The organism is Rhodococcus sp. 05-2256-B1 (assembly GCF_002258465.1).
GTDB classification, from domain to species: Bacteria; Actinomycetota; Actinomycetes; order Mycobacteriales; family Mycobacteriaceae; genus Rhodococcoides; species Rhodococcoides fascians.
In genome coordinates this window covers 16,269-41,812 of the sequence record NZ_NOZA01000003.1, presented here as the reverse complement: position 1 = coordinate 41,812, position 25,544 = coordinate 16,269, and the positions used below count along the sequence as shown (strand labels likewise).

Annotated in this window: 27 protein-coding genes; 13 read left to right on the top strand and 14 right to left on the bottom strand. The window is 64.7% G+C overall.

Features of this window, described 5'->3' with window-relative positions:
* Positions 1-13: 13 nt before the first annotated feature.
* Entirely contained in the window at positions 14-2,077 is a 2,064-nt protein-coding gene (locus CH285_RS00280; RefSeq protein WP_176458652.1) for an HNH endonuclease signature motif containing protein, read from the bottom strand.
* A gap of 211 nt (positions 2,078-2,288) precedes the next feature.
* On the opposite strand from CH285_RS00280, the gene CH285_RS00275 reads away from it, so the two are divergent.
* Together CH285_RS00275 and CH285_RS00270 are read left to right on the top strand one after the other, a co-directional pair.
* Positions 2,289-3,254 (top strand): arsenic resistance protein, encoded by a 966-nt coding sequence (locus CH285_RS00275; protein ID WP_176458651.1) that lies wholly within the window; start codon positions 2,289-2,291, stop codon positions 3,252-3,254.
* A gap of 9 nt (positions 3,255-3,263) precedes the next feature.
* Positions 3,264-3,518 (top strand): hypothetical protein, encoded by a 255-nt coding sequence (locus CH285_RS00270; protein ID WP_094642888.1) that lies wholly within the window; start codon positions 3,264-3,266, stop codon positions 3,516-3,518.
* On the opposite strand, the gene CH285_RS00265 is transcribed toward CH285_RS00270, so the two are convergent.
* Entirely contained in the window at positions 3,515-4,297 is a 783-nt protein-coding gene (locus CH285_RS00265; protein ID WP_032384209.1) for an IclR family transcriptional regulator, read from the bottom strand. The genes CH285_RS00270 and CH285_RS00265 overlap by 4 nt on opposite strands.
* A gap of 141 nt (positions 4,298-4,438) precedes the next feature.
* Between CH285_RS00265 and CH285_RS00260 the strand changes: the two genes are divergently transcribed.
* Entirely contained in the window at positions 4,439-5,200 is a 762-nt protein-coding gene (locus CH285_RS00260; RefSeq protein WP_094642886.1) for a CoA transferase subunit A, read from the top strand.
* Complete coding sequence (locus tag CH285_RS00255) at positions 5,197-5,835, top strand: 3-oxoacid CoA-transferase subunit B (protein WP_032406592.1); 639 nt, start codon at positions 5,197-5,199, stop codon at positions 5,833-5,835. Before CH285_RS00260 ends, CH285_RS00255 begins: the two co-directional genes overlap by 4 nt.
* Positions 5,836-5,923: 88 nt before the next feature.
* Here the strand turns inward: CH285_RS00255 and CH285_RS00250 are convergent, their stop codons facing one another.
* Positions 5,924-6,772 carry an aldo/keto reductase gene (locus CH285_RS00250; RefSeq protein ID WP_032364727.1) on the bottom strand — a complete coding sequence of 283 codons (849 nt, stop codon included), beginning with the start codon at positions 6,770-6,772 and terminating at the stop codon, positions 5,924-5,926.
* Positions 6,773-6,826: 54 nt separating this feature from the next.
* Between CH285_RS00250 and CH285_RS00245 the strand changes: the two genes are divergently transcribed.
* From CH285_RS00245 to CH285_RS00225, 5 genes are all read left to right on the top strand, one after another.
* Positions 6,827-8,500 (top strand): phospholipase D family protein, encoded by a 1,674-nt coding sequence (locus CH285_RS00245; RefSeq protein ID WP_094642884.1) that lies wholly within the window; start codon positions 6,827-6,829, stop codon positions 8,498-8,500.
* 57 nt (positions 8,501-8,557) lie between these two features.
* A complete protein-coding gene (locus CH285_RS00240) occupies positions 8,558-9,511 on the top strand; it encodes a 1-phosphofructokinase family hexose kinase (RefSeq protein WP_094642882.1) in 954 nt (317 codons plus the stop codon).
* Positions 9,508-10,257 (top strand): 5'/3'-nucleotidase SurE, encoded by a 750-nt coding sequence (gene surE / locus CH285_RS00235; protein ID WP_032369346.1) that lies wholly within the window; start codon positions 9,508-9,510, stop codon positions 10,255-10,257. The genes CH285_RS00240 and surE overlap by 4 nt, the downstream gene beginning before the upstream one ends.
* A gap of 90 nt (positions 10,258-10,347) precedes the next feature.
* The gene (locus CH285_RS00230) at positions 10,348-11,421 is read left to right on the top strand and encodes a M4 family metallopeptidase (protein ID WP_094642880.1); all 1,074 of its coding nucleotides are present in this window, start codon (positions 10,348-10,350) and stop codon (positions 11,419-11,421) included.
* 9 nt (positions 11,422-11,430) lie between these two features.
* Entirely contained in the window at positions 11,431-11,712 is a 282-nt protein-coding gene (locus tag CH285_RS00225; RefSeq protein ID WP_027494430.1) for a protealysin inhibitor emfourin, read from the top strand.
* Positions 11,713-11,726: 14 nt separating this feature from the next.
* Here the strand turns inward: CH285_RS00225 and CH285_RS00220 are convergent, their stop codons facing one another.
* Genes CH285_RS00220 through CH285_RS00210 form a run of 3 tightly spaced genes read right to left on the bottom strand, consistent with a single transcriptional unit; the run spans position 11,727 to position 14,807 of the window.
* The gene (locus tag CH285_RS00220; RefSeq protein WP_094642879.1) at positions 11,727-12,386 is read right to left on the bottom strand and encodes an NADPH-dependent F420 reductase; all 660 of its coding nucleotides are present in this window, start codon (positions 12,384-12,386) and stop codon (positions 11,727-11,729) included.
* Positions 12,387-12,423: 37 nt separating this feature from the next.
* Entirely contained in the window at positions 12,424-13,914 is a 1,491-nt protein-coding gene (locus CH285_RS00215; RefSeq protein ID WP_094642877.1) for a flavin-containing monooxygenase, read from the bottom strand.
* A gap of 26 nt (positions 13,915-13,940) precedes the next feature.
* Positions 13,941-14,807 carry an SDR family oxidoreductase gene (locus CH285_RS00210; protein ID WP_094642876.1) on the bottom strand — a complete coding sequence of 289 codons (867 nt, stop codon included), beginning with the start codon at positions 14,805-14,807 and terminating at the stop codon, positions 13,941-13,943.
* Between the two features lie 72 nt (positions 14,808-14,879).
* On the opposite strand from CH285_RS00210, the gene CH285_RS00205 reads away from it, so the two are divergent.
* Positions 14,880-15,524, top strand: a complete 645-nt coding sequence (locus tag CH285_RS00205; protein WP_032406596.1) for a TetR/AcrR family transcriptional regulator — start codon at positions 14,880-14,882, stop codon at positions 15,522-15,524.
* 7 nt (positions 15,525-15,531) lie between these two features.
* Here the strand turns inward: CH285_RS00205 and CH285_RS00200 are convergent, their stop codons facing one another.
* The gene (locus CH285_RS00200) at positions 15,532-16,533 is read right to left on the bottom strand and encodes an EamA family transporter (protein WP_032406597.1); all 1,002 of its coding nucleotides are present in this window, start codon (positions 16,531-16,533) and stop codon (positions 15,532-15,534) included.
* Between the two features lie 39 nt (positions 16,534-16,572).
* Between CH285_RS00200 and CH285_RS00195 the strand changes: the two genes are divergently transcribed.
* On the top strand, positions 16,573-17,106 hold the full coding sequence (locus CH285_RS00195; RefSeq protein ID WP_032384032.1) for a CGNR zinc finger domain-containing protein: 534 nt from the start codon (positions 16,573-16,575) through the stop codon (positions 17,104-17,106).
* A gap of 118 nt (positions 17,107-17,224) precedes the next feature.
* Complete coding sequence (locus tag CH285_RS00190) at positions 17,225-17,485, top strand: hypothetical protein (RefSeq protein ID WP_052053276.1); 261 nt, start codon at positions 17,225-17,227, stop codon at positions 17,483-17,485.
* Positions 17,486-17,513: 28 nt separating this feature from the next.
* Here the strand turns inward: CH285_RS00190 and CH285_RS00185 are convergent, their stop codons facing one another.
* From CH285_RS00185 to CH285_RS00165, 5 genes are all read right to left on the bottom strand, one after another.
* A complete protein-coding gene (locus CH285_RS00185) occupies positions 17,514-18,623 on the bottom strand; it encodes a hypothetical protein (RefSeq protein ID WP_094642940.1) in 1,110 nt (369 codons plus the stop codon).
* A complete protein-coding gene (locus tag CH285_RS00180) occupies positions 18,620-19,975 on the bottom strand; it encodes a hypothetical protein (protein ID WP_094642875.1) in 1,356 nt (451 codons plus the stop codon). Before CH285_RS00180 ends, CH285_RS00185 begins: the two co-directional genes overlap by 4 nt.
* Before the next feature lie 48 nt (positions 19,976-20,023).
* On the bottom strand, positions 20,024-21,253 hold the full coding sequence (locus tag CH285_RS00175) for an AGE family epimerase/isomerase (RefSeq protein WP_094642874.1): 1,230 nt from the start codon (positions 21,251-21,253) through the stop codon (positions 20,024-20,026).
* Between the two features lie 39 nt (positions 21,254-21,292).
* On the bottom strand, positions 21,293-21,850 hold the full coding sequence (locus CH285_RS00170) for a dihydrofolate reductase family protein (protein WP_094642872.1): 558 nt from the start codon (positions 21,848-21,850) through the stop codon (positions 21,293-21,295).
* 75 nt (positions 21,851-21,925) lie between these two features.
* Complete coding sequence (locus CH285_RS00165) at positions 21,926-22,336, bottom strand: RidA family protein (RefSeq protein ID WP_027494441.1); 411 nt, start codon at positions 22,334-22,336, stop codon at positions 21,926-21,928.
* A gap of 79 nt (positions 22,337-22,415) precedes the next feature.
* Between CH285_RS00165 and CH285_RS00160 the strand changes: the two genes are divergently transcribed.
* The gene (locus tag CH285_RS00160) at positions 22,416-22,784 is read left to right on the top strand and encodes a winged helix-turn-helix transcriptional regulator (protein WP_032364524.1); all 369 of its coding nucleotides are present in this window, start codon (positions 22,416-22,418) and stop codon (positions 22,782-22,784) included.
* A 4-nt stretch (positions 22,785-22,788) separates the two neighbouring features.
* Here the strand turns inward: CH285_RS00160 and CH285_RS00155 are convergent, their stop codons facing one another.
* Together CH285_RS00155 and CH285_RS00150 are read right to left on the bottom strand one after the other, a co-directional pair.
* Positions 22,789-23,880: a spore photoproduct lyase family protein gene (locus tag CH285_RS00155; protein ID WP_032384035.1), complete on the bottom strand. Its 1,092-nt coding sequence runs from the start codon at positions 23,878-23,880 to the stop codon at positions 22,789-22,791.
* 89 nt (positions 23,881-23,969) lie between these two features.
* Positions 23,970-25,226, bottom strand: coding sequence for a putative bifunctional diguanylate cyclase/phosphodiesterase (locus CH285_RS00150; RefSeq protein ID WP_176458650.1), 1,257 nt, complete (start codon positions 25,224-25,226; stop codon positions 23,970-23,972).
* Between the last annotated feature and the right edge of the window lie 318 nt (positions 25,227-25,544).

Here is a 25,544-nt window from a genome sequence, read left to right as displayed (position 1 = left end):
AAGAACGCGGCCTCTAGAAGGGCGGTGCTGCCGTGTCGTCTGTCTCGGGCTGTTCGTTGTCCGGTGGGTCGGGGTAGGCAATGATGCCGGATCGTTTGGGCTTGGTGGGTATGTACGGTCGGAGGTCGTTGCCGATGATGGGTACGGCTGTTCCGTTGGCGGGCAGGGTGATTCGCGTGGTCTTCGAGGTGGAGGTCCACAGGGTGGCGCCGCCTGGGAGCATGACGGCTTTCCAGTAGCCTGCGGTTTTGACGCTGTGGTGGTATTCGCAGAGGCATTGGAGGTTGTTGACTGTCGTCCAGCCGCCGCCGAGTGGATTGGCGTGATCGAAGGCGATGATGTGGTCGAGTTGGCAGCGTTCGGCGGGTCGGTGGCAGCCGGGGAAACGGCAATGGCGGTCGCGTAGCCGGACTGCCGCGGTGGTGAGGGCGTCGGGCCGGTAGATCAGGGCTCGGTCGGTGAGTGGGTCGCGTCGGACGGACTTGCCGAGGGTGGGGTCGGCGGCGATGGCGGCTTCGAGGGCTGCGGCCAGGGATGCGTTGCCGAGATAGACGCCTGAGGAAGTGCGCTGTGCGGTGCGGCCTGCGGCGCGGATCGTCGGGTTGTCGGGGCGGACCTCCGAGGATAGGTCGAGGGCAGAGCTGTGCCGTGTGCCCCTGCCGACGGGTGTGTGAGTACAGAACAGGGCTGCAGCGGAGGCCAAGGCATTCCGACGTCGTTGCCGGTACTGGATCTCGTCGTAGTCGGTCGGCTCAGGCGGTGTCGGGGTTGGCTTCGAATGCGATTCTGCGACAACCGAACCTGAACCCTGGCCCGGCCCTGCGCCGGGATGCGGTCCTGGGTCCGGTAGGGACGGTGGCGGTACCGAAGGTGGCGGTATCGACGGTACTGGCGCTGCTGTGTTCGTTGCAGTGCCAGCGCCAGTGCCAGTGCCAGTGCCAGTGCCAGTGCCAGTGCCAGTGCCAGTGCCAGTGCCAGTATCAGTCCGCGTTACTCGCGTATCCGGTTCCGCGTTGGTTTGTGTCGCGTCGGGCTCTGCCGCGTCAGCCTCTGTCGCGTCAGGCTCTGCCGCGTCAGGCTCTGCCGTATCGGGCTCTGCCGGCTCGGGCTCTGTCGCACTCGGCTCGGCTGTGGTTTCTGCTAAGCGTTGTTCCCATTCCCCGGTTTCCGGGTTCTGCACTGCCAGTCCGAGTTTTTCTGCCAGCGTCACCGCCTCGGTGAGCAGGACCTGCCAGTGACTGTTGCGCGCCAACTCCCGCGCGAGGTCGGGATCGATGGATCCGTGCCCGGCCAGGTACGCCGGGTTCGCGAGCAATCCGATCAGTGTCGCGATATCGACAGTGACCATCGTCAACGGCACCCGACGGTCCGGCAGCTCTGCATCTTTCTTCGGGCAGTCCTCACGTTGACACAGGCATTCCAGCCGGGGTTCTCCGTGCATCCGCGCCATGAAGGCGTCACACAGCCGATCTTGTTTGCCACGTGGGTCTTTCGGGCAGAGCGTGTCGGCCATTTCCTCCAGGAGCTGCCATGCGGCCGCCGCTTCGGGGGTGGTCAATTCTGCTCGGATCCGGGCCAATTCGCCGGCCGGGGCGTAGGAAACATTGCGGAACTTCTTCGCGAACTCGCGTAGTGCAGCTGCTTCCTCTGGCGCGACTCGCAGAAGAATGTCCCAGATCTCCTTCTCCAACGGCCCCGGTGACGACAGTCGGGCCGCCTCGACGATCTCGTCCTCGACCGACCTCACGATGTCGTCCGAGAGGTTGTCGAGGATCCGGCACACCACCCTCACTCGCGGAAGGTCGATCTCCCCAGCCTCGAATGCCTTCTTCACCAGCGGCAGTCGAGTGTGCAGGGCGACCCCGACCGAGACATACGCCTCGGCGACCGTCGCCGAACACCCCAACGCCACCGCCATCTCGGTGCGCCCATACCGGCTGTAGTGCTTGTGCTTGGTGTCGAGAGTGATCCAGCTCCGATGGACGTCGTAGCACGCGGAAATCTTGCGAGCCGCCAGCCGATTCTCTTCCCGCGCAGCAGCGGTCAACGCATCCAACGACACCGTCGGTATCGCCATCTCTTCACCCCCCAGTGAATCGAAACAAGAACGCATGTTCGAACTGAAAGAAGAGTATCCCGACCCACCGACAAAAACGCCGGACCCGTCGAACCCCAGGTCGTCGGACCGACGCGGCGATGATCGCGTACCCGAGCCACATCCCCCGAATACTCGACAACGCCTATCCTCGGTACGTGCCCACCCTCTGCACTTCACCAACGAGTACCACGTGACCGGTTCGGCAGTGGCGTGGCTGGAGAAGTTCCAGATCCCGCTGTACCTATTGGCGTTGGCCGTCGGAGTTGTTGTCGGGTCGGCGGCACCGGCATCGGCTCCCGCGTTCGAGATCGCCATCAATCCGGTGCTGATCGTCTTGCTCTACGCAACGTTCCACTCAGTTCCGTTCTCCGCCATCGGTGTATCGATGCGCGACACAAATTTCTTGCTCAGCGTCGTGGTGCTCAATTTCGTGCTCGTTCCGATCGTCGTGTTCGGTCTGACCCGGTTCGTTGCGAGTAACGAAGCGGTGCTCGTCGGGATACTTCTCGTGCTGTTGGCTCCGTGCATCGACTACGTCATCGTTTTCAGCGGGTTGGCCGGGGCGGCATCGGAACGACTTCTCGCCGCTGCTCCGTTGCTGATGCTGCTGCAGATCGCGTTCTTGCCGCTGTATCTCTGGTTGTTCGTCGGACCCGACCTGGTGAAGATCATCGACGTCGCACCGTTCGTCGAGGCGTTCGTCCTACTGATCGCGCTGCCACTGACATTGGCTGCGGCAACGCAGTGGTTGGCACGACGCACACGCCTCGGCACTCGCATCATGGACGCCATGGCAGCGGCGATGGTGCCGATCATGATGGCGACCCTCGCCGTCGTCGTCGCATCTCAGGTCGACGCAGTCCGCAGCGAGGCATCTCAGCTGATCGCAGCAGTGCCGATCTTCGTGGCGTTCCTGGTCGTCATGGCCGTCGTGGGACTCGCGACGGCTCGGGTCACCCGCCAGGACGTGCCCGCGACCCGGGCTTTGATCTTCTCCGGGGCGACCCGGAACTCGCTGGTGGTGCTGCCTCTCGCGCTCGCGCTGCCGCCGGCTCTTTCCCTCGCCGCAGTCGTCGTGGTGACGCAGACGTTGGTGGAGCTGATCGGCATGATCGCGTACGTCAGAATTGTTCCTCGCCTCGCACCGGCGACCTAGACTCCGAACATGACCGAACCCACGCCATCCGACCTGACCGCGCTACGTGCACGGGCTGCGGGCGGTGACCAGGACGCGATCGACGAATTGGTGGAGCAGGGCACCGTCGACGACCTGCGTTCACTTGCCGCAGCCGGCAACAGCGACGCCGTCGACATGCTCGTCGAAATCGCCGGAGAGCGCGAGGACCGCGACGAACTGCAGCGGCTGGCAGCCGGCGGAAGCCAGGATGCCGCAGACATTCTCGAAGAACTGGACGGCTAGATCGGATCGGGACGGGTGCCCACCTGCAGGGTGAGCCGATGCGCCGCGTCGAGCAGCATCTTTCCCAACTCCCGACGTCTGTCCTCTCGAAACCTCGTTTCCACACCGGTCAGACTCAACGCCCATGCCGGCCTGCGGCCGCGGTCGAACACCGCCGCGCCCAGTCCCCAGCTGCCTTCCACGAGCAACGCCGGGTTGACGGCGTAGCCCGAGGACCGCGTCAGCTCGATCCGGTGGCGAATCGCCGACTCCGAATGATCGGCTCCCCACTCGGGCACCAGATCGACTCCGTCGAGGTAGTCGTCGACCTCGCGGTCCGGGAGATGAGCGAGAACGGCCAAGCCTGCGGAGGCCACACCCAGCGGTAATCGGATGCCCTCGTACAGCACATGCGACCGTAGCGGGAAGCTGCCCTCCACCCGAAGCAGACACACCGTCTCGCCACCTCGACGCGCGGACAGGAACGCGCTCTCGCCGCTCCGCATTGCCAAGTCCTGCACGATATCTCGGGCCTGATCGGTGACGTCGTAGCGCAACGCGGCCATGGAGCCGAGGAGATAGATTTCCGGTCCCAGTGCCCACCGTCCGGTTCCCGTATCGCGGTCGACGAATCCCTCGTCGGCCAATTCCGTCAACAGCCGATGCGCCGTCGGGCGCGCAACGCCAGCAGACCTCGCCAACTCGGTGGTCGAGGTACCGGCCGCCTCCGCCGCACTGGCGGCACGCAGCAGAGCACACACTTTGGCGATGACGCCTGCGTTGGCATCGAGTACGGTCACCGCACCACTGTACGTCCGCTGAGTGAACGCCAACGCACTTCATGTTCGACATTCGAGCAAAATTTCTCAAACCAGCCACGTTGCCCGCTGGTCGAGTTCACTGAACCCATCGTTTGCTCAACGAACACATCAGGAGTTCACGTGACAGGAAAGACCTACGACTCCGCAGCCGACGCGGTGGCGGACATCGGTAGAGGAGCGACCATCGCGGTCGGCGGCTTCGGCCTGTGCGGCATCCCCGATGCCCTCATCGGGGCCATCGCCGACACCGACGCGGACGAATTGGAGGTGTTCTCCAACAACTGCGGCGTCGACGGCTACGGATTGGGAATCCTGTTGGCAGCCGGACGTATTCGCCGCGTCACTGCGTCGTACGTCGGCGAGAACAAGGAGTTCGCCCGGCAGTACCTCGCCGGCGAACTCGAAGTGGAGCTGACACCGCAGGGCACGCTCGCCGAACGTCTCCGCGCCGGTGGCACCGGCATACCCGCTTTCTTCACCCCCGCCGGGGTCGGCAGCCCCATCGCCGACGGCGGAATGCCGTGGCGCTACAACGCCGACGGTTCAGTCTCGATCGAGTCACCGCCCAAGGAAACACGGGTGTTCGGCAACAAACGCTACGTGCTCGAGGAAGCGATCAACGCCGACTTCGCTCTCGTGCACGCCGAGATCGGCGACACCGCAGGCAATCTCGTGTTCGACAAGACCGCGATGAACTTCAATCCGCTGGCAGCGATGGCGGGCAGGATCACCATCGCTCAGGTGGAGAAGCTCGTCGAGCCGGGCGAAATCGACCCGGCCCAGGTGCATCTCCCCGGAGTGTTCGTCCAACGTGTCGTACATACCGGTCCACAGGACAAGCGCATCGAAAAGCGCACCGTCAGTTCAGGAGTTCGAGCATGACCGCAGGATGGACCCGAGACCGGATGGCCGAGCGTGCGGCGGCCGAGATGGTCGACGGCGAATACGTCAACCTCGGCATCGGCTTGCCGACGCTGATCCCGGGCTACCTCACCGACAAGGTGAACGTCACTCTGCATTCGGAGAACGGCATCCTCGGCACCGGCCCATACCCCACCGAGGACGAGGTCGACGCCAACCTCATCAATGCCGGAAAGGAGACCGTCACCGTCAATCCCGGTGCGTCGTACTTCGATTCGTCGCTGAGCTTCGGCATGATCCGAGGCGGCCACATCGACACAGCCGTTCTCGGCGGCATGCAGGTCTCCCGTAACGGCGACCTCGCCAACTGGATGGTCCCCGGCAAGATGGTCAAGGGCATGGGCGGCGCGATGGACCTGGTGCACGGGGCTCGACGCGTCATCGTGGTCATGGAACACACCGACCGCGACGGCAATCCGAAGATCCTCGACGCGTGCACCCTGCCGCTGACCGGCCAGGGCGTCGTCGACCGCATCATCACCAACCTGGCCGTCATCGACGTCGTCGGCGACGGCACGCTAGAGCTCGTGGAACTGGCACCTGGCGTGACCACCGAACAGGTCGTCGCCGCCACCGGATCAACCCTGAAGCACTGAAGCACCGAAGCACCGAAGCACTGACAGCCGTCCGAACAGCACTGTGGGCCCGAACGTCCGAAGACGCTCGGGCCCACAGTGTTACGTTCTAGTCCGGAATCATGTCGAACGTGTCCGGATTCGGACCGTTCCGGCCTTCCTCGCCCTTGTCGAGTGCAGTGATCGCATCGACGTCGGCCGAGCTCAGCTCGAAGTCGAAGATGTCGAAGTTGGCCTTCACGCGCTCCGGAGTCACCGACTTCGGGAAGATGATGTTGCCACGCTGAATGTGCCAGCGCAGCACCACCTGTGCAACGGATTTGCCTGCGGCGTCGGCGATTCGCTTCAGTTCCGCGTCGTCGAGAACGTTGCCCTGAGCGATCGGCGACCACGCCTCGGTGGGGATGGCATGTTCGCGGCCGTAGGCCCACACGTCGTGGTTGACGAAGTACGGGTGCACCTCGATCTGGTTCACCGCGGGGACCGTCTCGGTCTCTTCGGCGAGGCGATCGAGGTGAGCGGGCTGGAAGTTCGAGACGCCGATGTTGCGGGCCCGGCCGTCGGCCGCGAACTCCTCCAACGTCTTCCACGTGGAGACGAAGTCGCCGTCGTACCGGGTGGGCAGCGGCCAGTGGATGAGGAAGAGATCGACGTAGTCGGTCCCGAGGTCGCTGAGCGTCTTGTCGAACGCCGAGCGCGCGTCGTCGGGCCGGTGGAAACCGTTGTTGAGCTTGCTGGTGACGAACACCGATTCGCGGTCGATGCCGGAGTTACGAATGCCCTCGCCGACCTGCTTCTCGTTGCCGTACATCTGCGCGGTGTCGATGTGTCGGTAGCCGATCTCGAGCGCCGTTTCGACGGCCTTCGCGGTCTCGTCGGCGTCGATCTGAAAGACGCCGAAACCGAGCTGGGGAATCTGCTTGCCGTTTCTGAGCGTGACGTTGGGTACCTGAGTCATATCGCCGGGGTGCCCGCCCACTGTGGCCTTCAAACCGGGTGGAACAATGCCATCGTGATAGTGCAGCGCATCCGGCGCGTCGTAGACGGAGTTGCCGAGAAATTCGGTCGGTCCACCTCTGCTCTGACAGCTCCCGAGCGCAGTTTCGATCCGGGGCACCCATGGTTCCTGACCGCGCCCGAGCGAGGCAACGACGACACCCGAATTTCGGCCTGGACCGAGGGCAATCGCGTCGAGAACCTCGTGCACGGCAAGACGTACTTCGCGGCACTCGCACGGGCCCTCGAGCAGACCGAGCGCGACGATCTGGTGCTCTTCACCGATTGGCGCGGGGACCCGGAGCAGCTGCTCACCGACGACGGCGTGACCGTCGAGGATGCGCTGGCCGCCGTCGCGCACCGCGGTGGCGTCGTCAAGGGGATGGTGTGGCGCTCCCACATGGAAACCCTCGGTTTCACCGGTCCGAAGAACCGCAAGCTCGCGCTGCGGCTGGAGGAAGCGGGCGGCGAGGTCATTCTCGACCAGCGTGTGCTGGTGACCGGAAGCCACCACCAGAAGTTCGTCGTCATCCGGTACGGCAGGAAAGATCTGCCCGACGTCGCGTTCGTCGGAGGCATCGATCTTGCCCGAGCTCGACGCGACGACGCCGATCACTTCGGCGATCCCGTCTCGCGCCCCTTCCCGCCCGAGTACGGCGAGATTCCCGCCTGGCACGACGTGCAGGTGCAGATCGAGGGCCCGGCGGTACGAGACGTGGAAGACGTCTTTCGCGAACGGTGGGAAGATCCCGCGGCGCTCTCGCGTCTACCGTGGCATGCCATTCCCGATTTCCTGCGCGGAGTCACGCGTGAACCGTCGGAGTTGCCACCCGCTGCCGCCGCCCCGGAGCCGCAGGGCACGTGCTCGGTTCAGCTGCTGCGTACCTACCCGCGTCGACGCCCCGCCTACCCGTTCGCGACGAGAGGCGAGCGCAGCGCGGCCCGCGCATACGCCAAAGCCCTGGACCGTGCCACCGAGCTGATCTACATCGAGGACCAGTATCTGTGGTCCGTCGACGTCGCGCGCGTGTTCGCCGCGGCACTGCGCCGCAAGCCGAACCTGCGGCTGGTGGTGGTGGTCCCCAAGCACCTCGACGACGACAGCAACTTGACCATTCCCTCTGCGCTGCTGGGACACTCGGCGGCGCTCGGGGTCATCCGCGCAGCCGGCGGTGACCGCGTACTGGTACTCGACATCGAAAACGACCGTGGCATACCGGTATACGTGCACTCGAAGGTCTGCATCATCGACGACGTGTGGGCGGCAGTGGGGTCGGACAACTTCAATCGCCGCTCCTGGACCCATGATTCGGAGCTGACCGCGGCCATTGTCGACGAGCAGCGCGACGATCGGGCACCCTTGGACCCAGCAGGCCTCGGCGACGGCGCCAGAACCCACGCGCGCAACCTGAGACTCGAACTGATCCGCGAACACCTCGGGCGGGCCGACGGCGACGACGCCGACCTCGTCGACCCGCAGCAGTTCTTCGACGTGATCTCGGCGAGCGCGACGGCCCTGGACAACTGGCACCGCAACCCGTCCGCGAAGCCCCGGCCCGTCGGCCGACTGCGAATGCACGAGATCACGGTGCCGCCCGTCTGGCAGCAGCGACTTGCCGCACTCGCCTACCGGTTGTTCGTCGACCCCGACGGACGCCCTATCGGGATGCGCCTGCGTCGTCGATTCTGAGTCCACGTTTTCGAGTTGTAGCTGTTTCGGACCTGACATATCGGGCATTCGCTCACGATGTCCACCTCCTCTCGCGCACCGAGCGCGCTCGTCTTCGCGCCGTCCCCACTACTGACGGTGACCCTCGACGCTGCCCCCAACGGCAGTACCGAACTGCACGTGCACGCGGGCGGTCAGGGTCACTGGATCGCCAGGATGGCGTCGGTGCTGGGTCTCGATGTAACCCTCGCCGGGGTGTTCGGCGGCGAGATCGGTGCCGTATTGCGGGGCATCGTCGAGAGCGAGGGCATCTCCGTCGTCTCCGTCGACATCGGCCAGGAAAGCGGCTCCTACGTGCACGATCGCCGAAGCGGAGAGCGCGAGGTACTGGCCACGGTCGATCCGCCGCCGCTGGCCAGGCACGCGCTCGACGACCTGTTCGGCGCGGCACTGGCCACCGGCGCCCGCAGCGACGTGGCAATTCTCGGCGGTCCGCACGCCGACAACATCGTGCCGCCCGAGGTCTACGAGCGACTGTGCGCAGACCTACGTGCGCTCGACGTCCCGGTGGTGGCGGACCTGTCAGGCCCCACCATGCTGGCCGCCCTCGCCGGCGGCCTCACGGTGCTCAAGGTCAGCCACGAGGACCTCATTGCCGACGGCGGAGCCGAGTCCGAGGACCCGAAGCACCTGATCGACGCGATGAAAAAGATGCACGACGACGGTGCCGAGGTGGTTGTGATCTCCCGAGCGGGAGACCCCGCCTTGGCGTTGGTCGAAGGAGACGTGCTGGAGATCGTCACCCCGGGTCTACAGATGGTCGACCACCACGGTGCAGGCGATTCGATGAGCGCCGGCATCGCCGCCGGAATCGCTCAGGGACTGTCGATGCCGGAGGCGCTCCGCCTGGGCGGCGGCGCGGGCACTGCCAACGTCACCCGCCGCGGCCTCGGTAGCGGCCGAAAAGACCTGGTTCTCGGACTCACCGAATCGGTCGACGTGCGTCCGTACGGCAAGGCTGGCAAGAAATGAGGGCGCTGATCACCAACGACGACGGTGTGGACAGCGCAGGCATCGCGCTGCTGGCGCGGGTCGCGCTCGACGCCGGCCTCGACGTCGTGGTGGCCGCACCCCACGAGGAACGCAGCGGTGCCAGTGCATCGCTGACGGGGATGGGCGTCGACGATCACCTGGGTATCGGGCGAACCGAGATCGAGGGGTTGCGCGGTGTCGAAGTGTATGCGGTACAGGCCTCACCGGCCCTCATCGCGTTCGTCGCCACTCGAGGTGCGTTCGGCGATCCACCCGACGTGGTCCTCTCCGGCATCAATCACGGCCCCAATACCGGTGCGGCCGTGCTGCATTCGGGGACGGTGGGCGCGGCGCTGACAGCCCTGACGCACGGGGTTCCCGCCATGGCGCTGTCGTCGCTCGCCACCCGGCCGTCGCACTGGGACACCGCCGAACACGTCGCGCATCTGGCGGTGACATGGATGATCTCGCATCTGACCGTCGATGCGGTCGTCAACGTCAACATTCCCGACGTTGCACGGTCGGATTTTGCCGGGATCGTTCCGGCCTCGCTGGCCCGGTACGGCGCGGTGCAGGCCGAAATAGGCGATCGCGGAGAAGATTTCGTCACCGTCCGGTTCGACGAAATCCACGCCGAGGACGACGACTCCGACGCCTCCCTACTGGCACGGAACTGGGCGACCGTCACCGCGCTGCGTCCCCCGAGCGAGGTGGACAGTATCGATCTGTCGACGCTGCGTGAGTGAGCTCGGTGCGGTGGACCCGAATGTGTCGGTGCCCTCGGGCACACTGGGAACCATCACCGCACATGCCACGGACCTAGGGGGTCACCGCACATGACGAAAGATACCGATTCCGGATCGTTCCGCAGGCTCCACTCGCATGGCGTAGTTCCACCGTTTCTGCTCGAGCGTCTGCAGGGAGCCGGTGCCCGCGCGACTCTGCTGGCCGACCGCGAGATGCGGGCGGGCCGAGAGGTCGTCCAGGCACGTACCGCCATCGCACCGCGGACCGGCGGCACCCTCGAACGCACCATCTCCGATGCGAAAGCGACCCGCGACCTCCCGGGTCAGCAGGTTCGCGCCGAGGGTGAGGAGCCCACCGGTGATGCTGCGACCGACGAGGCATACGACGGTCTCGGTGCCACGTATCTGTTCTTCGACGAGGTGTACGGCTACTCGAGTCTCGACGGCAGCGGCCTGCCCCTCGATGCGACGGTGCATTACGGCCGGGACTACGACAACGCGTTCTGGGACGGCTCTCGCATGGTGTTCGGCGACGGCGACGGCGAAGTGTTCGCCCGCTTCACCGTTTCTCTGGGCGTCATCGCGCACGAGCTCGCGCACGGGTTCACGCAGTACACCACCCCGCTCGAATACAAGGACCAGGCCGGCGCACTGAACGAATCCATCTCCGACGTGTTCGGTGCACTCGTGGAGCAGTACACCGCGAAGCAGAACGCCGAGGACGCGTCGTGGTTGATCGGCGAAGGTCTGTTCCTGCCTGCGGTGCAGGGCAAGGCGCTGCGCTCGCTCCTCGAGCCCGGTACCGCGTACGACGAAGATGTACTCGGCAAAGACCCACAGCCGGCGAGCATGGACGACTTCGTCGTCACCACCGAGGACGACGGCGGTGTGCACATCAACTCGGGCATTCCCAACCGCGCGTTCGCCGTCGCCGCAACCACCTTGGGTGGCCCGGCGTGGGACCGCGTCGGGCAGGTCTGGTTCGACACCATGACTGTCGGGGGTCTGGCACCGACGGTCGACTTCGCGGGTTTCTCCGCGGCGACGCTGCTCGCAGCGCAGAAGCGATTCGGTGCCGATTCCGACGTCGCACGGGCCGTGGCCACCGGTTGGTCTACCGTGGGAGTTCAGTCAACACGGGAGCCGAGCGACGATCGGGTGTGATCGAGGGGCATGAGCCTGCGCATCGAGGTACTGCGAACCGGCGGGATCGCCGGAATGTCCAAGCGCGGAGTGGTCGAGACCGACGAGCCGGAATGGCAGTCGCTGGTCGAGGCTGCGCGCCCGTACCTGGCTGAGCCGCCCCCACCCGAGCCGGCCGAGTCGCAGGCCCGCGACACCTTCGTGTGGAACGTGTCGGTGGGCGAGCAATCGTGCCGGGTCGGCGATTCGGCCCTGACCGGGCCGCTACGCGACCTCGCGGAGCGCACACTCCGCGAGGGTCGCGTCAGGTAGTTCAGCAGCTCGGCTCAAGCTTTCCATTCCGCGGAGCGTTCCGGGGACGCCTCGGCCAACGCCTTCACCGTGTCGTCGACGCCGAAGTCCTTGCCGTACACCGGGGTTCCCGGTTGCTGACGCCAGGACTCGGCGAGAGAACCGGCATCGACCGGGTCGAAGCCGAGCTCGTCGATCACCGAGAACACCAACTTCTTCGACTCTGCGTCGTCCCCGGCGATCGGCAGTGCGATGCGCTTGTCGGTTCCGGCAGGAACACCCTTCTCGAGCAGATGCTTGTACCAAATTCCGTTGAACGCCTTGATCACCGGCTCACCGAGCTGCTGCGACACCCATACGCTCTCGGGTGTGCCGCCTTCGATGTCTTCGATCAGACCGTCGCGCTGCTGCGGGTAGTAGTTGTTCGTTTCGATGATCGGCGCTCCGGGCTTGCGTGCGCCGGCGATACCGGCGGCGAGGTCGGGCACGTTCTTCTGCGGAATGCTGAGGATGACCAGGTCCGCATCCTGCGCCGCGTCCGCTGCCCACACCGCCGTCGCTCCGGTTTCCGACGTCAGCTCCGCCAGAGTCTCCGGGTCGCGTGAGTTCGAGAATCGAACCTCGTGACCGAGCGCCGTCAACCGACGCACGAGCGTTCCGCCGATGAATCCACTTCCGATGATGCCAATTTTCATGTCCGGAACAAACGATCAGGGACTCGATCTATTCCCGTCAGGAGGCGACCGCGGCCTTCGATCGAGGCCGCCCGAACTTCATCGCCTTGTCGACGAGCTTGCCGTACCGCAGAACCGGCAGGTCGCGGAAGTAATTCATCCGCAGCTTCCACGGAGTTTCGCTGCCCTGCCTCGGGAAGTTGTCGACGGCCCGCAGCACGTAACCGGCGGCGAAATCGAGGAACGGCTCCTCGTCCACGGAGGGATCGCGTTCGAGCTCGACGGTGCTGTACCCGTTCTCGTCCATGTGAGCGAGCAGACGCATGACGTAGTTCGAGACCATATCGGCCTTGAGTGTCCACGACGCGTTGGTGTATCCGACGACGAAAGCGAAGTTGGGGATGCCGGTGAGCATCATGCCCTTGTACGCCATGGTGCTGGGCAGGTCCACGTCTTCACCGTCGACGCGGAAGGTCGCGCCGCCGAGTGCGGACAGGTTCAATCCCGTTGCAGTGACCACGATATCGGCGTCGAGGTGCTGGCCGGACTTCAACTTCAGGCCGGTCTCGGTGAAGCTGTCGATGTGATCGGTGACGATCGAGACCTCGTCCTTGCGGATCGAGCGGAACAGATCGTTGTCGGGCACCAGGCACAGGCGCTGATCCCACGGGTTGTAGGACGGGGTGAAGTGGGTGTCGAGGTCGTATCCCTTCGGCAGCCATCCCTCCTGCATCTTCCGGATCCGCTTCTTCGTGAATTCCGGGTACTTCTGGCTCAACGTGAAGATCAACATGGCCATCGACACGTTCTTGAGCCGAGTCACGCTATACGCCAACTTCTTCGGCAGTCGCTTACGCAGTGTCTGCGCAATCGGGTCCTTGGACGGCAGCGAGAGGATGTAGCTCGGCGAGCGCTGCAGCAGCGTCACGTGCTCGGCCTCGCGAGCGAGATTGGGTGCCAACGTGATCGCCGTTGCACCGCTGCCGATGACGACGACCTTCTTGCCCGCGTAATCCAGATCCTCGGGCCAGTGCTGCGGGTGGATCACCTGCCCACCGAAGTTCTCCTGGCCGACGAACTCCGGGCTGAAACCCTTGTCGTAGTTGTAGTAACCACTGCAGGAGAACACGAACGACGCGGTGATCGTGACGGTCTCGTTGGTGTCGCTGCGCTGCGCCGTGACCGTCCAGAACTGCTGCTCGGACGACCATTCGAGGGCGACGACCTTGTGGTGGTATCGAATGTGCTTGTCCACACCCGCTTCTCGCGCGGTTTCGACGATGTAGTTACGGATGTCGGAACCGTCGGCGATGGACTTCTCTCCCGTCCACGGCTTGAAGCTGTACCCGAGGGTGTACATGTCGGAATCGGAGCGAATACCGGGGTAGCGGAACAGATCCCAGGTGCCACCGATCGCCCCGCGGCTTTCGAGGATGGTGTACGTCTTCCCGGGCAGATCGTGCCCGAGGTGACGCGCGGCACCGATCCCGGACAGGCCGGCACCGATGATGAGGACATCGACCTCGGGGGTGGTCAGTACGGCAGTCATGAGCAACGATTCCTTCGGTGGGGGGGTCAGCTGATTTTGTTGCGTGCGCTCTCGGACCTACCGAGACGCGCTACTTCTTCGTCCATCTTGGGCAGGATCGTTGGCACGTGCGCCAACATGCTGCGATCGCCGACGCGCGAGGTGATGACGGCCTTGAACCAGGACGCCGCACCCACCCACCGCGGTACGTAGACGCGGCGCTTGCGCTTGGCCAGGCCGTCGACGAACGCATCCACGCACTGCTCGACGGTCATCGTCTTCCCGAGGGGGCCGGGCAGTACCGCGAGCAAATCCTGGAATGCCGTGAGATCGGACTTCGCGTCCTGGACCATCGGGGTATCGATCCAGGCCATGTGGGCCGAGCCGACGTCGACTCCTCGGTAGTTCACTTCCAGCCGAAGCGCATTGGCGAAATGCTCGGCTGCGGCCTTGCTGGCGTTGTACGCGGCCAAGCCGGGGCACGGGGTGAACGCGGCCAGCGAGGAGACGACGAGGATGTAGCCGTTGCGTTCGATCAGCGACGGCAACGCAGCTCGGACGGTGTTGAACACGCCCATCACGTTGATGTCCATGACGCGCTGGAACGTGGCCGGGTCCACCTGCAGGATCGATCCGTAGCTGGCGATTCCCGCATTGGCGAGCACCAGATCGATGCCTCCGTAGGCCTCGATGCCGCCGTCGACGGCGCGCTGCATGTCGTCCAGATTTCGGACGTCGGCGACGAACGCCTCGGCCTTCAGCTGCGTCGCGACCTCCCGCAGCGGAGCCTCGTCGACGTCGACGAGTACCAACTTGGCTCCACGACCTGCCAACGCACGTGCGGTCTCGGCACCGATTCCTCGTGCCGCGCCTGTGATCAGAACGACCTTGTTCCGGAGCGTCGATGACGCCATGTCTCCCCCTCGATCGAGATGCATTCCTGCGAACACTTTGCATCTGATACCGAGCGGTGTCAAGATCTGTCTGTGACTACCCATCACAGTGACGTCGGCAGGACGTATCGCGGAGCTCCCCCGCAGCAGCGGCAGCAGGAGCGTCGAACCCGCCTGCTCGATGCCGCCGTCGAAGTGTTCGGCACCACCGGGTACCGAACGGCGACCGTGGAGAAAGTCTGCACCGAAGCGGGCCTGACCAAGCGCTACTTCTACGAGTCCTTCACCAACAGCGAAGACCTGCTGATGGCCACCTACGCCCGCGCTACCGACGCGATGCGCGAGAGCATCCTCGCCGGAGCGGCCTCGGAAACGGAGTCCAGCGAACAGGTGCTCCGAGGAGCCCTGACCGGATTCTTCACGTTCGTCGCCGAGCAGCCGAAATCCGCTCGTATCGCCTTCGTCGAAATCCTCGGCGTATCCCCCACCGTCGACGCGTTGTACCGCAAGACCACCACCTCGTTCTCGGCGACGGTGCTACAGGTCGCCGACACCGTAGGGTCCAGCCGTGGCCTGGCCGGGCCGAACCGTAAAACGCTGGCGATGGGCCTGGTGGGCGCGGTACTCACCATTGCTCAGCAATGGTTGCTGTCCCCCGAACGCGAACCTCTCGACTCCGTGATCGCCAGCGCGCACACCATTCTGGCCGCCGTCGTATTCGGACGCGTCGACGGCTGAGCAGCTGTCATGCTCTGCTCTGCAGCGGCTCCACAGGTTCGTCCGAGGTGACGCGTTCACCTGATTTGACGACGACGACACCGAGCAGAATCAGTGCGCCACCGGCCAATTGGATCGGTCCCGGAGCCTGGCCGAGCAACAGCCACGCGAACACAAGCGCCGCAACAACTTCCATCAGACCCATGAACGACGCCAGCCGCGAGCCGAGGCGTCGACCGGCTGCAATTCCGAGCACGTACGCCAGAGCGGCGGTCACCACACCGAGACCGATGATCGGAACCCACCATGGCACAACGGCATCGACGAACGTGACGTCGGTCAGCGGAGCCGCGAACGGGACGATGCCGACCAGCCCAGCGGCGAGCAGAATGAGTCCACCTGCCAGCAGACCGCCCCCGGCGAGCACGATCGGCGGCAAGCCGTTGCTCTCGTCGGCGGAGAGCACCCAGTAGACGGCGGCTCCCGCCATCGCACCGAGCGCCCACAGCACGCCGACGCTGTCGACGTCCGCGCCGGAGATCAGGTCGAGAACGAGTACCAGCCCCATTGCGGCCAACAGCGCACCGACCAGCGTCAGCCGGCCCGGACGCTGCTGGTGCCGAAACCACATCCAGCCGATGACGGCTACGGGCGAGGTGAATTCGATGAGCAGTGCGACACCCACGTCCATTCGGCCGACGGCGTTGAAGAACGCGAGCTGACAACCGGCCACCGCGAAGGCACCGTAGGCCACGAGCAGCTTCCAATTCTTGACCAACAGGCCCCAGCGTCCACGCAGCGCGAGAATCGACGGAATCAGCAACACCGCTGCCGCGAGCAGGATGCGCGCAGTCACGGCGGCACCGGCGGTCCAGCCGGCATCGAGCAGGCCTTTGGCCAGTGAGCCGGAGAGCCCGAACGATGCCGCGGACAGGAGCGCGAACCCGAGCCCCGAGAGTCGACGCGACCGTGCCGCAGCGTCGTGTGCAGCTGCGCGATCCACCAGCGCGTCATGAGTGTAAGCCGTCATGACATGTGACAGTAGGGAGTGAATTGGTAAGGTGTCAACATGCTTTTTGCTCATGACGCAGAACTGTCGCTTCTGTCCGCCGTGGCATTGGTCAATTCCGCCGAAGACCCGGACACGCTGACCACCCGCGAGGAGCTGGCCGAGTTCTTCACCGACCAGGGCTACTCCGGACGGTTCGACGGCGACGACGCCGAGCTCGAGGCGGTGCGGGCACTGCGTCCGACCCTGCGATCACTGCTCACCAGCAGTCGAGACGATGCCGTGCTCGAGGTGAACCGCTTGCTTGCCGAATCCTCGGCCCTGCCCCGACTGGTCCGGCACGACACTCTCGACTGGCACATCCATGCCGTCGCCGACGACAGTCCGCTGGCAACCCGCATCGTCGTCGAGACCGCGATGGCCATGATCGACGTCATCCGAGCCGACGAGCTCTCTCGTTTCGACGTCTGCGCCGATCCGGACTGCAACGGGCTGGTTCTCGACCTCTCCCGAAACCGCTCTCGCCGCTTCTGCAGCACCACCTGCGGCAACCGCGCGGCAGTTGCCGCGTACCGCGCACGCAAGGCCCAGTAGCACCGCAGGGCTTAGACGACCGGGTTTCGGGTATTCGGCGACGGAACTTAGTGAGAGGAACATCCCCATGGTCGAGAAAAGGCCTTCGAAAACGAGCTGGGCACGTGCAGTCGAGAACATGCTGGCCGTCATCTTGATCTTCGCCGGAATCGCATCCGCGGGCGGTCTGATCGCGGCTCTGGCGGGCGGCTTCGAGGGATGGGCGATCGTCGCCGGCATCACCGTGGTCGTACTGTTCGCAGCCGCGTTCTTCGCCGTTCGCGACGGTGCCCGACGACGCGCGCGGGAAGTCGACACCGTCGTCTACTCCCCCGACAACACCGATCAACTGTTCGACGTGGACCCGAACACCGGTGAGCGCACTCCGCACCGGGAATAGCACTGCCGCACGGTAGTGCTGCTCGGCGTCAACTCGGAACCGATTCGAGACGAACCATCGAATCGGTTCCGAGGAAGAACACACCCGACCGCGTCTGGGCGATAGTGCCGCTGTCGGTGAACCCATCGGATCCAGCCGGGATGGTCCAATGCCACCGCACATCACCGGAATCCGTCGTCGCGACATACGCCGGACCGTCGATCGAATAACGAGTGTTGCCGATGACCTTGTCCGTATCGAACGGATCCGGCAACTCCCAGACAGTAGCGCCGGTGGAGTCGACGACGGTGTCGTCCGAGGTCATGTCGAGACCCTCGACGGGTGCTCCGGTGGTCGGATCGAAAAATGTAGCCTCTCCGCCCATCGTCACGACGCCTCGCCCGTCGGCCGTGTGAATCACCGTGCCACTCAGGCCCTCCCACCCCATGGATGTGGTGATCGGTAGCGTCCACATTCGGTCGAGTGCATTCACCGACCCGCCGTGCAACACGGATTCGCCATCCTCAGGGCTGCCTTCCAACAACAGCACCGATGTCCCGTCGCTCTCGATCGCGTAGACGTACCAGTCCTCGGGGACCGGTATCCGCTTCACCACCCCGTCGTTCGTACCGATAGTGACGAGGGACTGCACATCGGAATACGTGTCGAGACAGACGATGTCGCCCTGAACGGGAACACTCGCACACTCGTCGACTGTGCCGGGCGACGCCTTCCATCGCACACTGCCGTCGTCGGCATCGAGGGCCACGAACTCGACTGCATCGAGCGAAGACGACCGTGGATTCGGCAGGCCCATTGCGGTGACGAGAACATCGCCGGCGTCGATCACGCCCGTGACCCCGAGATCGAACGTCAAACTTGTGGTCGGCGAACGGAATGCAGCGAATTGCCTGCCGTAGACGGTCTCTGCGTCGATCCGCCAGCTGGGCTCGAGCGCCGGCCCAGCCGGTGCCTCAATTGTCTCCGTCTCCTCCGAGAACGTCGGCATCTCGTCGAAGGCCGACGTCGTTGCATCGTCCATCGACGGCTTCACGGACACGTCCACATTCACCAGCACGACCGCAGCCGCGGCGACGGATACCACTGCCACCATCACCGCGGCTGCAGCGAGAACAGTGCGTGTCGTCGAATCTTTCACGGCCACTCCGTGATCGGAGCTTGGGCCACTGCATTCAGTAGCTCGAATGGCAGCGGTTCCGGCCGTGTCGAACGGCCCCCGCCAGGAACGAAATCCGCCGTCGACCGAACCGACACCTGCACGCCGGACGGTCGCGTCAGCGTGACCGACCTCGCCAACCGCATGGTTCCGTCCTCCGCGGTCATGCTGCTCGACAGATCGACGTCGTACGATTCGAGCACCGAACCGTCGGGCAGTGTTCGCAACTCGACAACAGGTTCGTACGCATTTTCCGGATCGTAGGGGTCCCTCGCCACCGGGAGTGCCGCGCCGGAGGACACAGAAATCGACAGCGCTACATCGGAGTTCACTACGTCGATGTCCGTACAGGCACCCCTGCCCGTGCGATCGGGTACCAGTGACCCGATCGGCCGGTTCAGTACCGGCGCATCGGGTAGCGCCTGCCAGGTTGTCGACAACGCCTCGTTCGCGGCGTCCAAGGACACCTCGTCGATATTCACCGCAGTCGCCTCCCCGACGAACGGGACCGAGCAATCCTGACGCGGCTCAGCGCTTCCCGCCGGTGCAGGCGAACCGACTCGGAGGCCCGGCAGCGCCGCGATTCGGGTCAAATCGGATGTATCCAAGGGAAATTCGGGACGAACGGTAGTACTGAGATTCGCGGTGACCAGAGTTCCGTCAGGGTGATACGCCGTCGCTCTGCGACTGTTCGTGCGGTCACCGCCGATCTCGTACCAACTGTCGTCGGTATCGACCACCGTCCCATCGGGTTCGGTACTGCGGGCATCGAGAACGCCTGCGACACAGGCCGGAATCCCCGTCGACGACGGTCGAACATCGACGCTGGCAAACGCAGACACCCCCGCACGAACTAGATCGCCACGGGCACTGGTGCTGGCCTCGAGGCCCTCCGGCACGTTACCGCCGAAGTCCTCCACCGGTTGGAAGGTCAGCGACTGGGATGGGGCGGCCAACTTCACGGTGACATCCGCTGGAAGTGCGCCCACAAGAGCGTCGGTCATCGCTCCTGCCTTGCTCGCGGTCAACCACGGGTAGGCAGGATTGTCGTAGGACGGAGCCTGACTTCCGATGACCGAGATGAGGCGCCCATCCTCACTGGGCGGGGGCGGTTCGACCTCGGAGCACCCCGGAATGTCGGCCGGATACTCGACGGGCTCGGAGACGATGGAGTAGTCACCGTCGCGTGCGGCCTCTCCGGATGACACAGCATTTCCGCGCGGCAGTTCACTTTCCGGCGAATGCAGCAGTCCGGCCGCAACGACACCGAGTGCGACCACCGTGACGATGACCGATAAGTCGATGACGGCGTTGTGTCTTCTACCTTCGCGCACGAGACGACACTACATACCCAACGGACGGTTTTCGTCCGATGCGGCCACTCAGGCCGCCAGCAGCGCCGCCACCATACTCGAGCTGTTCACACCTCGGCTGATCCATGTTGCCTGCACAGCGTGGTACAGGTCGGGTTTGCCACTCCACACCGTGGCTGCGGGCCTGTTGTCCGCGTCGAGTTCGTGGTGCCAGGAGCCGTCGACGAGGTCGATGAAGGAGTCGGCGGCGATGTCCCACCATGCGCGATAGTCGTTGTCGTAGCGCTCTTCTCCGGTCCGACGACCCAGTGTCGCGGCGGCCGCGATCGCCTCGCACAGCACCCAGTGCAGACGCTCTGTCACTACCGGTCGCCCGGTCCAGTCGGTGGTGTAGACGAAGCCAGGCAACGGGCCGGGTTGCCATCCGTCCTGCGCCGCGCGGTGATACAGGGACGCGGCGGCGGCAACGTAATCGTGGCCACGAGGGCTGTCGGCCACGAGACTCGCCTGCACGAGCAGCCGAGCCCACTCGAAACCGTGCCCCACCGTTGCTCCGTACGGCTTGAACTGGTTTGCGGTGTCGCCGCTGTTGTACTCGAGCATCGGCTGCCATTCGGCAGTGAAATGCTCGGGTATCCGATGGTCGTTCGCCTGCGACCAGCCGATCACGTTGTCGCAGATGCGTACTGCCCTGCTCCGCCAGACCTCGGGCGCACCCGCATCGGCCGCCGCCAGCAGTGCCTCGACCATGTGCATGTTGGCGTTGATACCGCGATAACCGTCGAGCGCGGTCCAGCTCGCATTCCAGGTGTCTGCGCACATGCCGTGGTTCTCGTCCCAGAATCGCCGATCCACGACCTCGAGGGCTTCGTCGAGAAGCCCCCGTCCACTGGGGTGTCCCGCCGCTGCGGCTGCGGCTGCCGCCAACACCACGAAGGCATGCGTGTAGGCCGTCTTCGTCGCGTCGGGGGACGAGGCGTCGGCGCTGGACTCGAACCACCCGCCGTTCGTGCTGTCCCGCAACGTCGTCAGTAGACCGTCGAACACTCGATCGGCTTTCCTACGAGACCCGGGATACCCCTGCATCGAGGCCAGGAAATGCACGTGCGCCATCCGAGCAGTGATGTAGGTCAGGGCCGGATGTCTCAGGTCCGGATGTCCGCGGTCGTTCAACCACGCCGCTCCCCCGGCAGGATGCTCGAGCGAGCTACCGAACCGGAGGAGCCGAGCCGATTCCGTGTCGAGCCACCGCTGGTGCGCGGGCAAGGTCCACCACTGACGACGATCACCGGATGTCATGAGCCCATTCTGCGCGATCGGGCCGGACGACAGGTCTGCTTATCGAACCACCCTGTACCGCAGATACATCCAGCCCGACGTGGGGAAGTGCCTCTGCTCTTCCAGCACCAGGTTCAGTCGGTGCCCCACGGGGAAGTACGGCTTTCCACCACCCAGGATCGTCGGGACGACAATGAGCTCGAACTGGTCGATAGAGTCGAACAACGATGCGGCCAACGACGCGCCGGCGACGGCCAACGTGCCCTCGGTCTCCCGTTTCATTCGCTCCACCTCCGCGACGGCATCGGCACTACGGACCAGCCGGCAACCGTCGGGCACGGAAGTGAGGGTGTCCGAGAAGACCACCCGGGGAGTTGCCTTGTACAGCTCGGCGAATTCGGCTTCGACGGGGTCGCCGGCCGCCCGTTCCGGGTCGGTCCAGTAGTCCTCCATGGCCTCGTGCAGCCGCCGTCCGAACAGAAAGACGCTCGTCTCCACGGTCTGTCGATTCGAGAACCGATGCGATTCCTCGTCGGGCATCGAGTAGTCGAGGCTGCCGTCGGGATCCTCGATGTAGCCGTCGAGGGAAACATGCAGGTTGTAGGTCAGAATCGCCATGTCACTCCAGAGGCCGGGTGGGTTTGCCGGTATCGACCTCCGCACCGCCGAGAAGTCACCGGCCTATCCGCGGATTCAGTCCAGAATCGCGGTTGCTTCCACCTCGACCCGCACGTCCGGTTCGAAGAGGTAATCCACTCCGATCAACGACGCAGGCGGCATGGGAGTCGGCAGTCCGATCTCGTCGGCGACGCGCGTGACGCCGTCCATGAACTCACCGATCAGCTCGGGAGCCCAGTGCGTGACGTAGAACGTCAGCCGCAGTACGTCCTCGAATGTTGCTCCTGCACCGGTCAATCCGATCGCGGTATTGCGCAGAGCCTGCGCAACCTGACCGGCGAGGTCGTCGGTATCGATGGCCGACCCGTCCTCGTTCCGGGCGATCTGACCGCTGACGTGGATGTGTCGAGAACCCTGACCCACCGCCACGTGGTGATACGGGGTGGGTTGCATCATTCCGGGCGGGGTGAATCGAGTGACGCTCATGGTTGGTCCTTCGTCGTAGAAATTCAGGTATAACGTTGATACCTGGTACACAAAGGACACTTCAAGGGAACCTGGTTTCATGACCGATACCGCCGACGGCACCGCAGAACTCACAATCACTGCCCCGCACCGCGAACTGTTGGATCAGGTGCTGGACAAATGGTCGCTGCAAGTACTCAACGAATTGTGCGAGCGCCCCTGCCGATTCAACGATCTCCGCCGCGGGATTCCCGAGGTGACTCAGAAGTCCCTCACCGCAACGCTGCGGAAGCTCGAACGCAACGGAATCATCGAACGCACGGTGCTGAGCACCCGCCCGGTGGCGGTGGAATATCGAATCACTCCCCTGGGCAAAACGCTTCGAACTCCCGTCGACGTCCTGCTAGCGTGGGCAACCACGCACATGGACGACATCGACCGAGCGCGAGACCGATTCGATGCCCTGTGACGGTTCACGTCCAGTACAGCAGCTGCGCGTCGGGCAGAACGTCGCGAAGTTCGTCGACGAACCAGCTGCGCATCTCGGCCATCGTGTCCTTCGGATAGACGTATTTCACGCCGCCGAACTTGTTTCTCTTCGCTGTGCGCGCGCCCTCGTCCATCTCCAGTTTCGTTCCCGGATACCAGCTCAACAACACATCCTTGCTCGACGGCGTGAAGCGGTGAGTGATGATTTCGGCGGTCAGATCGAGATCGGTCACATCGCGCAACGCGTCGGAGACATTCGCGAGCAATCGACCGTACTGCTCGCGCCACTGCGGGATCGGCATGATCGGCGCGATCGTCAACCCCACTCGGTAACCGGCCAGTGCCAACTGCCGCAGAGCTTCTATCCGAGCCGGCATACGTGCCGTGCCGCCCTCGAAGCGGTGCGCGATGTCATCGGCGTTGACCGACAGCCGAACTCGCGTTCGGCGGCCGTGGTCGAGCGTCACCAACTCGCGGACGTCGTCGAACTTGGTGGTGAAACGCAGCGATACGTCGTCGCCGTACACGCCCGCGCCCACTCTGCGAACGGCCTCGGCAAGAGAGCCCGTCACGTGTTCGATCCCCAAAGGATCGGTGTAGCAGGATAACTCGAATGTGGTGCCTTCGTGCCCGCGCTCGTCGGTGCCGGAGGTGATGGAACCGCGGCCTGCGTGAGTGCCGATACCGGCCAATACGTCGTCGAGGTTGGCGAAGACCCTGGTGATCGGCGGACCGGACAAGGAGCCGGCGAGATAGCAGTACTGGCAATGCGCCGGGCATCCCTTGGCCAGGTCGATCCGCCAGTCCGCGCTCGGCGGAATCGGTTGCGGTTTCAGCACACTCGGCGGGGCGACCACCACGGCCATCGTCGACTTGGCTCGTGCGTAGGTCTCGCGCTCGGACTCACCACGCAGTCCGGTGAGGCGGTCACCGGACAGAATGTCGATGTCGGCGACGCCTGCTGCTTCGCACCGACGGAGAATTTCCGCGGTGTGCGGTAGCTCGGACGCAGACTTGGTGACCAGGACACGCGAGGGTGTCCAGAGTCGAGTGGGGGCAACCAGAAGATCATCCATTACTCGTGTTCAACGCGTCGCAGCGCGCAATGCTTCCCGGTTACCGCAGCTCAGGCGAGAAATTCGTCGAGCACGCCCAGCAGTACCACTCAGGAGTTCCAGGTATCCGACGCGATCTCGGCAGGCCTGCCCAGCAGATAGCCCTGTCCCTGAACAGAATTGGGCAGCGCTTCGAGTTGGTCGAGAGTTTCGATGCCCTCGACCACGCAGCCGAGTTTCAGATCGCGGGCCAGATTGATGATTGCTCCGACGATGCTGCTGCTCGTCGCGTCACTGGTCATGCTGGAGGTGAAGGACCGGTCTATCTTCACTGCGCTCACCGGCAGCGTAGCGAGGTATCGCAGGCTCGCGAAGCCCGTTCCGAAGTCGTCGATGGCGATTCCCACACCCAGCATGCGCAATTCGCCGAGTTGACGCAGGACCGACGAGCCGGAATCGAGCAACACGGACTCGGTGAGTTCGAGAACGAGGTCCCCCGGAGCCATTCGATGCCGCTCGAGGGCTGTTTCCACTGCCGCACAAATGTCGACGTGTTGAGCCTGTCGGGCACTGAGATTCACGGCCATCGTGACGGGCTCGTCGGACGCGGAGGTAGGCGGGTTCTCGGATTTCCACCGCGCGAGGGTGCCGAGAGCGTCGTCGAGCACGCGCTCACCCAGATCGGAAATGAGCCCCGTGTCCTCGGCCACCGGGATGAATCTGTCGGGTGAAATCGCTGTGCCCGTGCTGTCCCGCAGGCGAGCGAGCGCCTCGAAACTGACGAGTCGCCGACTGCCGAGATCGTAGACCGGTTGGTAGGCCACACCGAATGTCGCGGAACCGCCGCGATCAGGATCGAGCGCGTCCCTCAGGGTCTGTTCGATGTACGCACGCTCGATCGCGTGCACCCGCAGCGCGTCGTCGAACAGTTCGATTCGGTCCTTGCCCAATTGCTTCGCCCGGTACATCGCGGAGTCCGCATCGCGCAGCGCTTCCTGGGCACTGACGCCCCCGCGGACCAACACCATCCCGACGCTTGCCGACACCACGTACTTACGGCCTCCGTACGCGATGGGCGCTGCGAGTACCGTCCGGATTCGTTCGGCGACCTGTGCGGCAAGCGCGCCGCCCGCAGGCTTGCCTGTCCCGTTCTCCGCAGGCAACGCATCGAGGACCAGAACGAACTCGTCGCCGCCGACGCGGGCGATCGAGTCCTCGGCTCGCAGCACCGAGCGCAAGCGGCGAGCGACCTCGACCAGCACGGCGTCTCCGGCCGCATGGCCACCGGTGTCGTTGATTCGTTTGAACCCGTCCAAATCGCAGAACAGCACCGCCGCGGCAGCGCCGGTGCGAGCCGTCCGCCGCACGCACCCGGTACCGGATGCTGACGCTCTCCCCATCCGGCAGGGAGGCAGCGTCCCGGTCCGCTGCCCGGACGACGTCGATGTCCTCGGGCACCACCGACTCCAACCCGTCCTCGGGGGCGGCGGTGTCGCCGGGTGAGCCGTCCTGGTTCGGCCCGGTCAACAACGACCTGACGTTGCGCGAGGCCCACTTCACGGTCCCGGTATCGACATCGGTGACGATGGTGACGTCCGGCGATGCCGTCAGCACCGCATCACGGAACGCGCGCGCCTGCTCGAGCTCGGCGCGCGCCTCACGCTCGGCAGTGACGTCCTGGGACA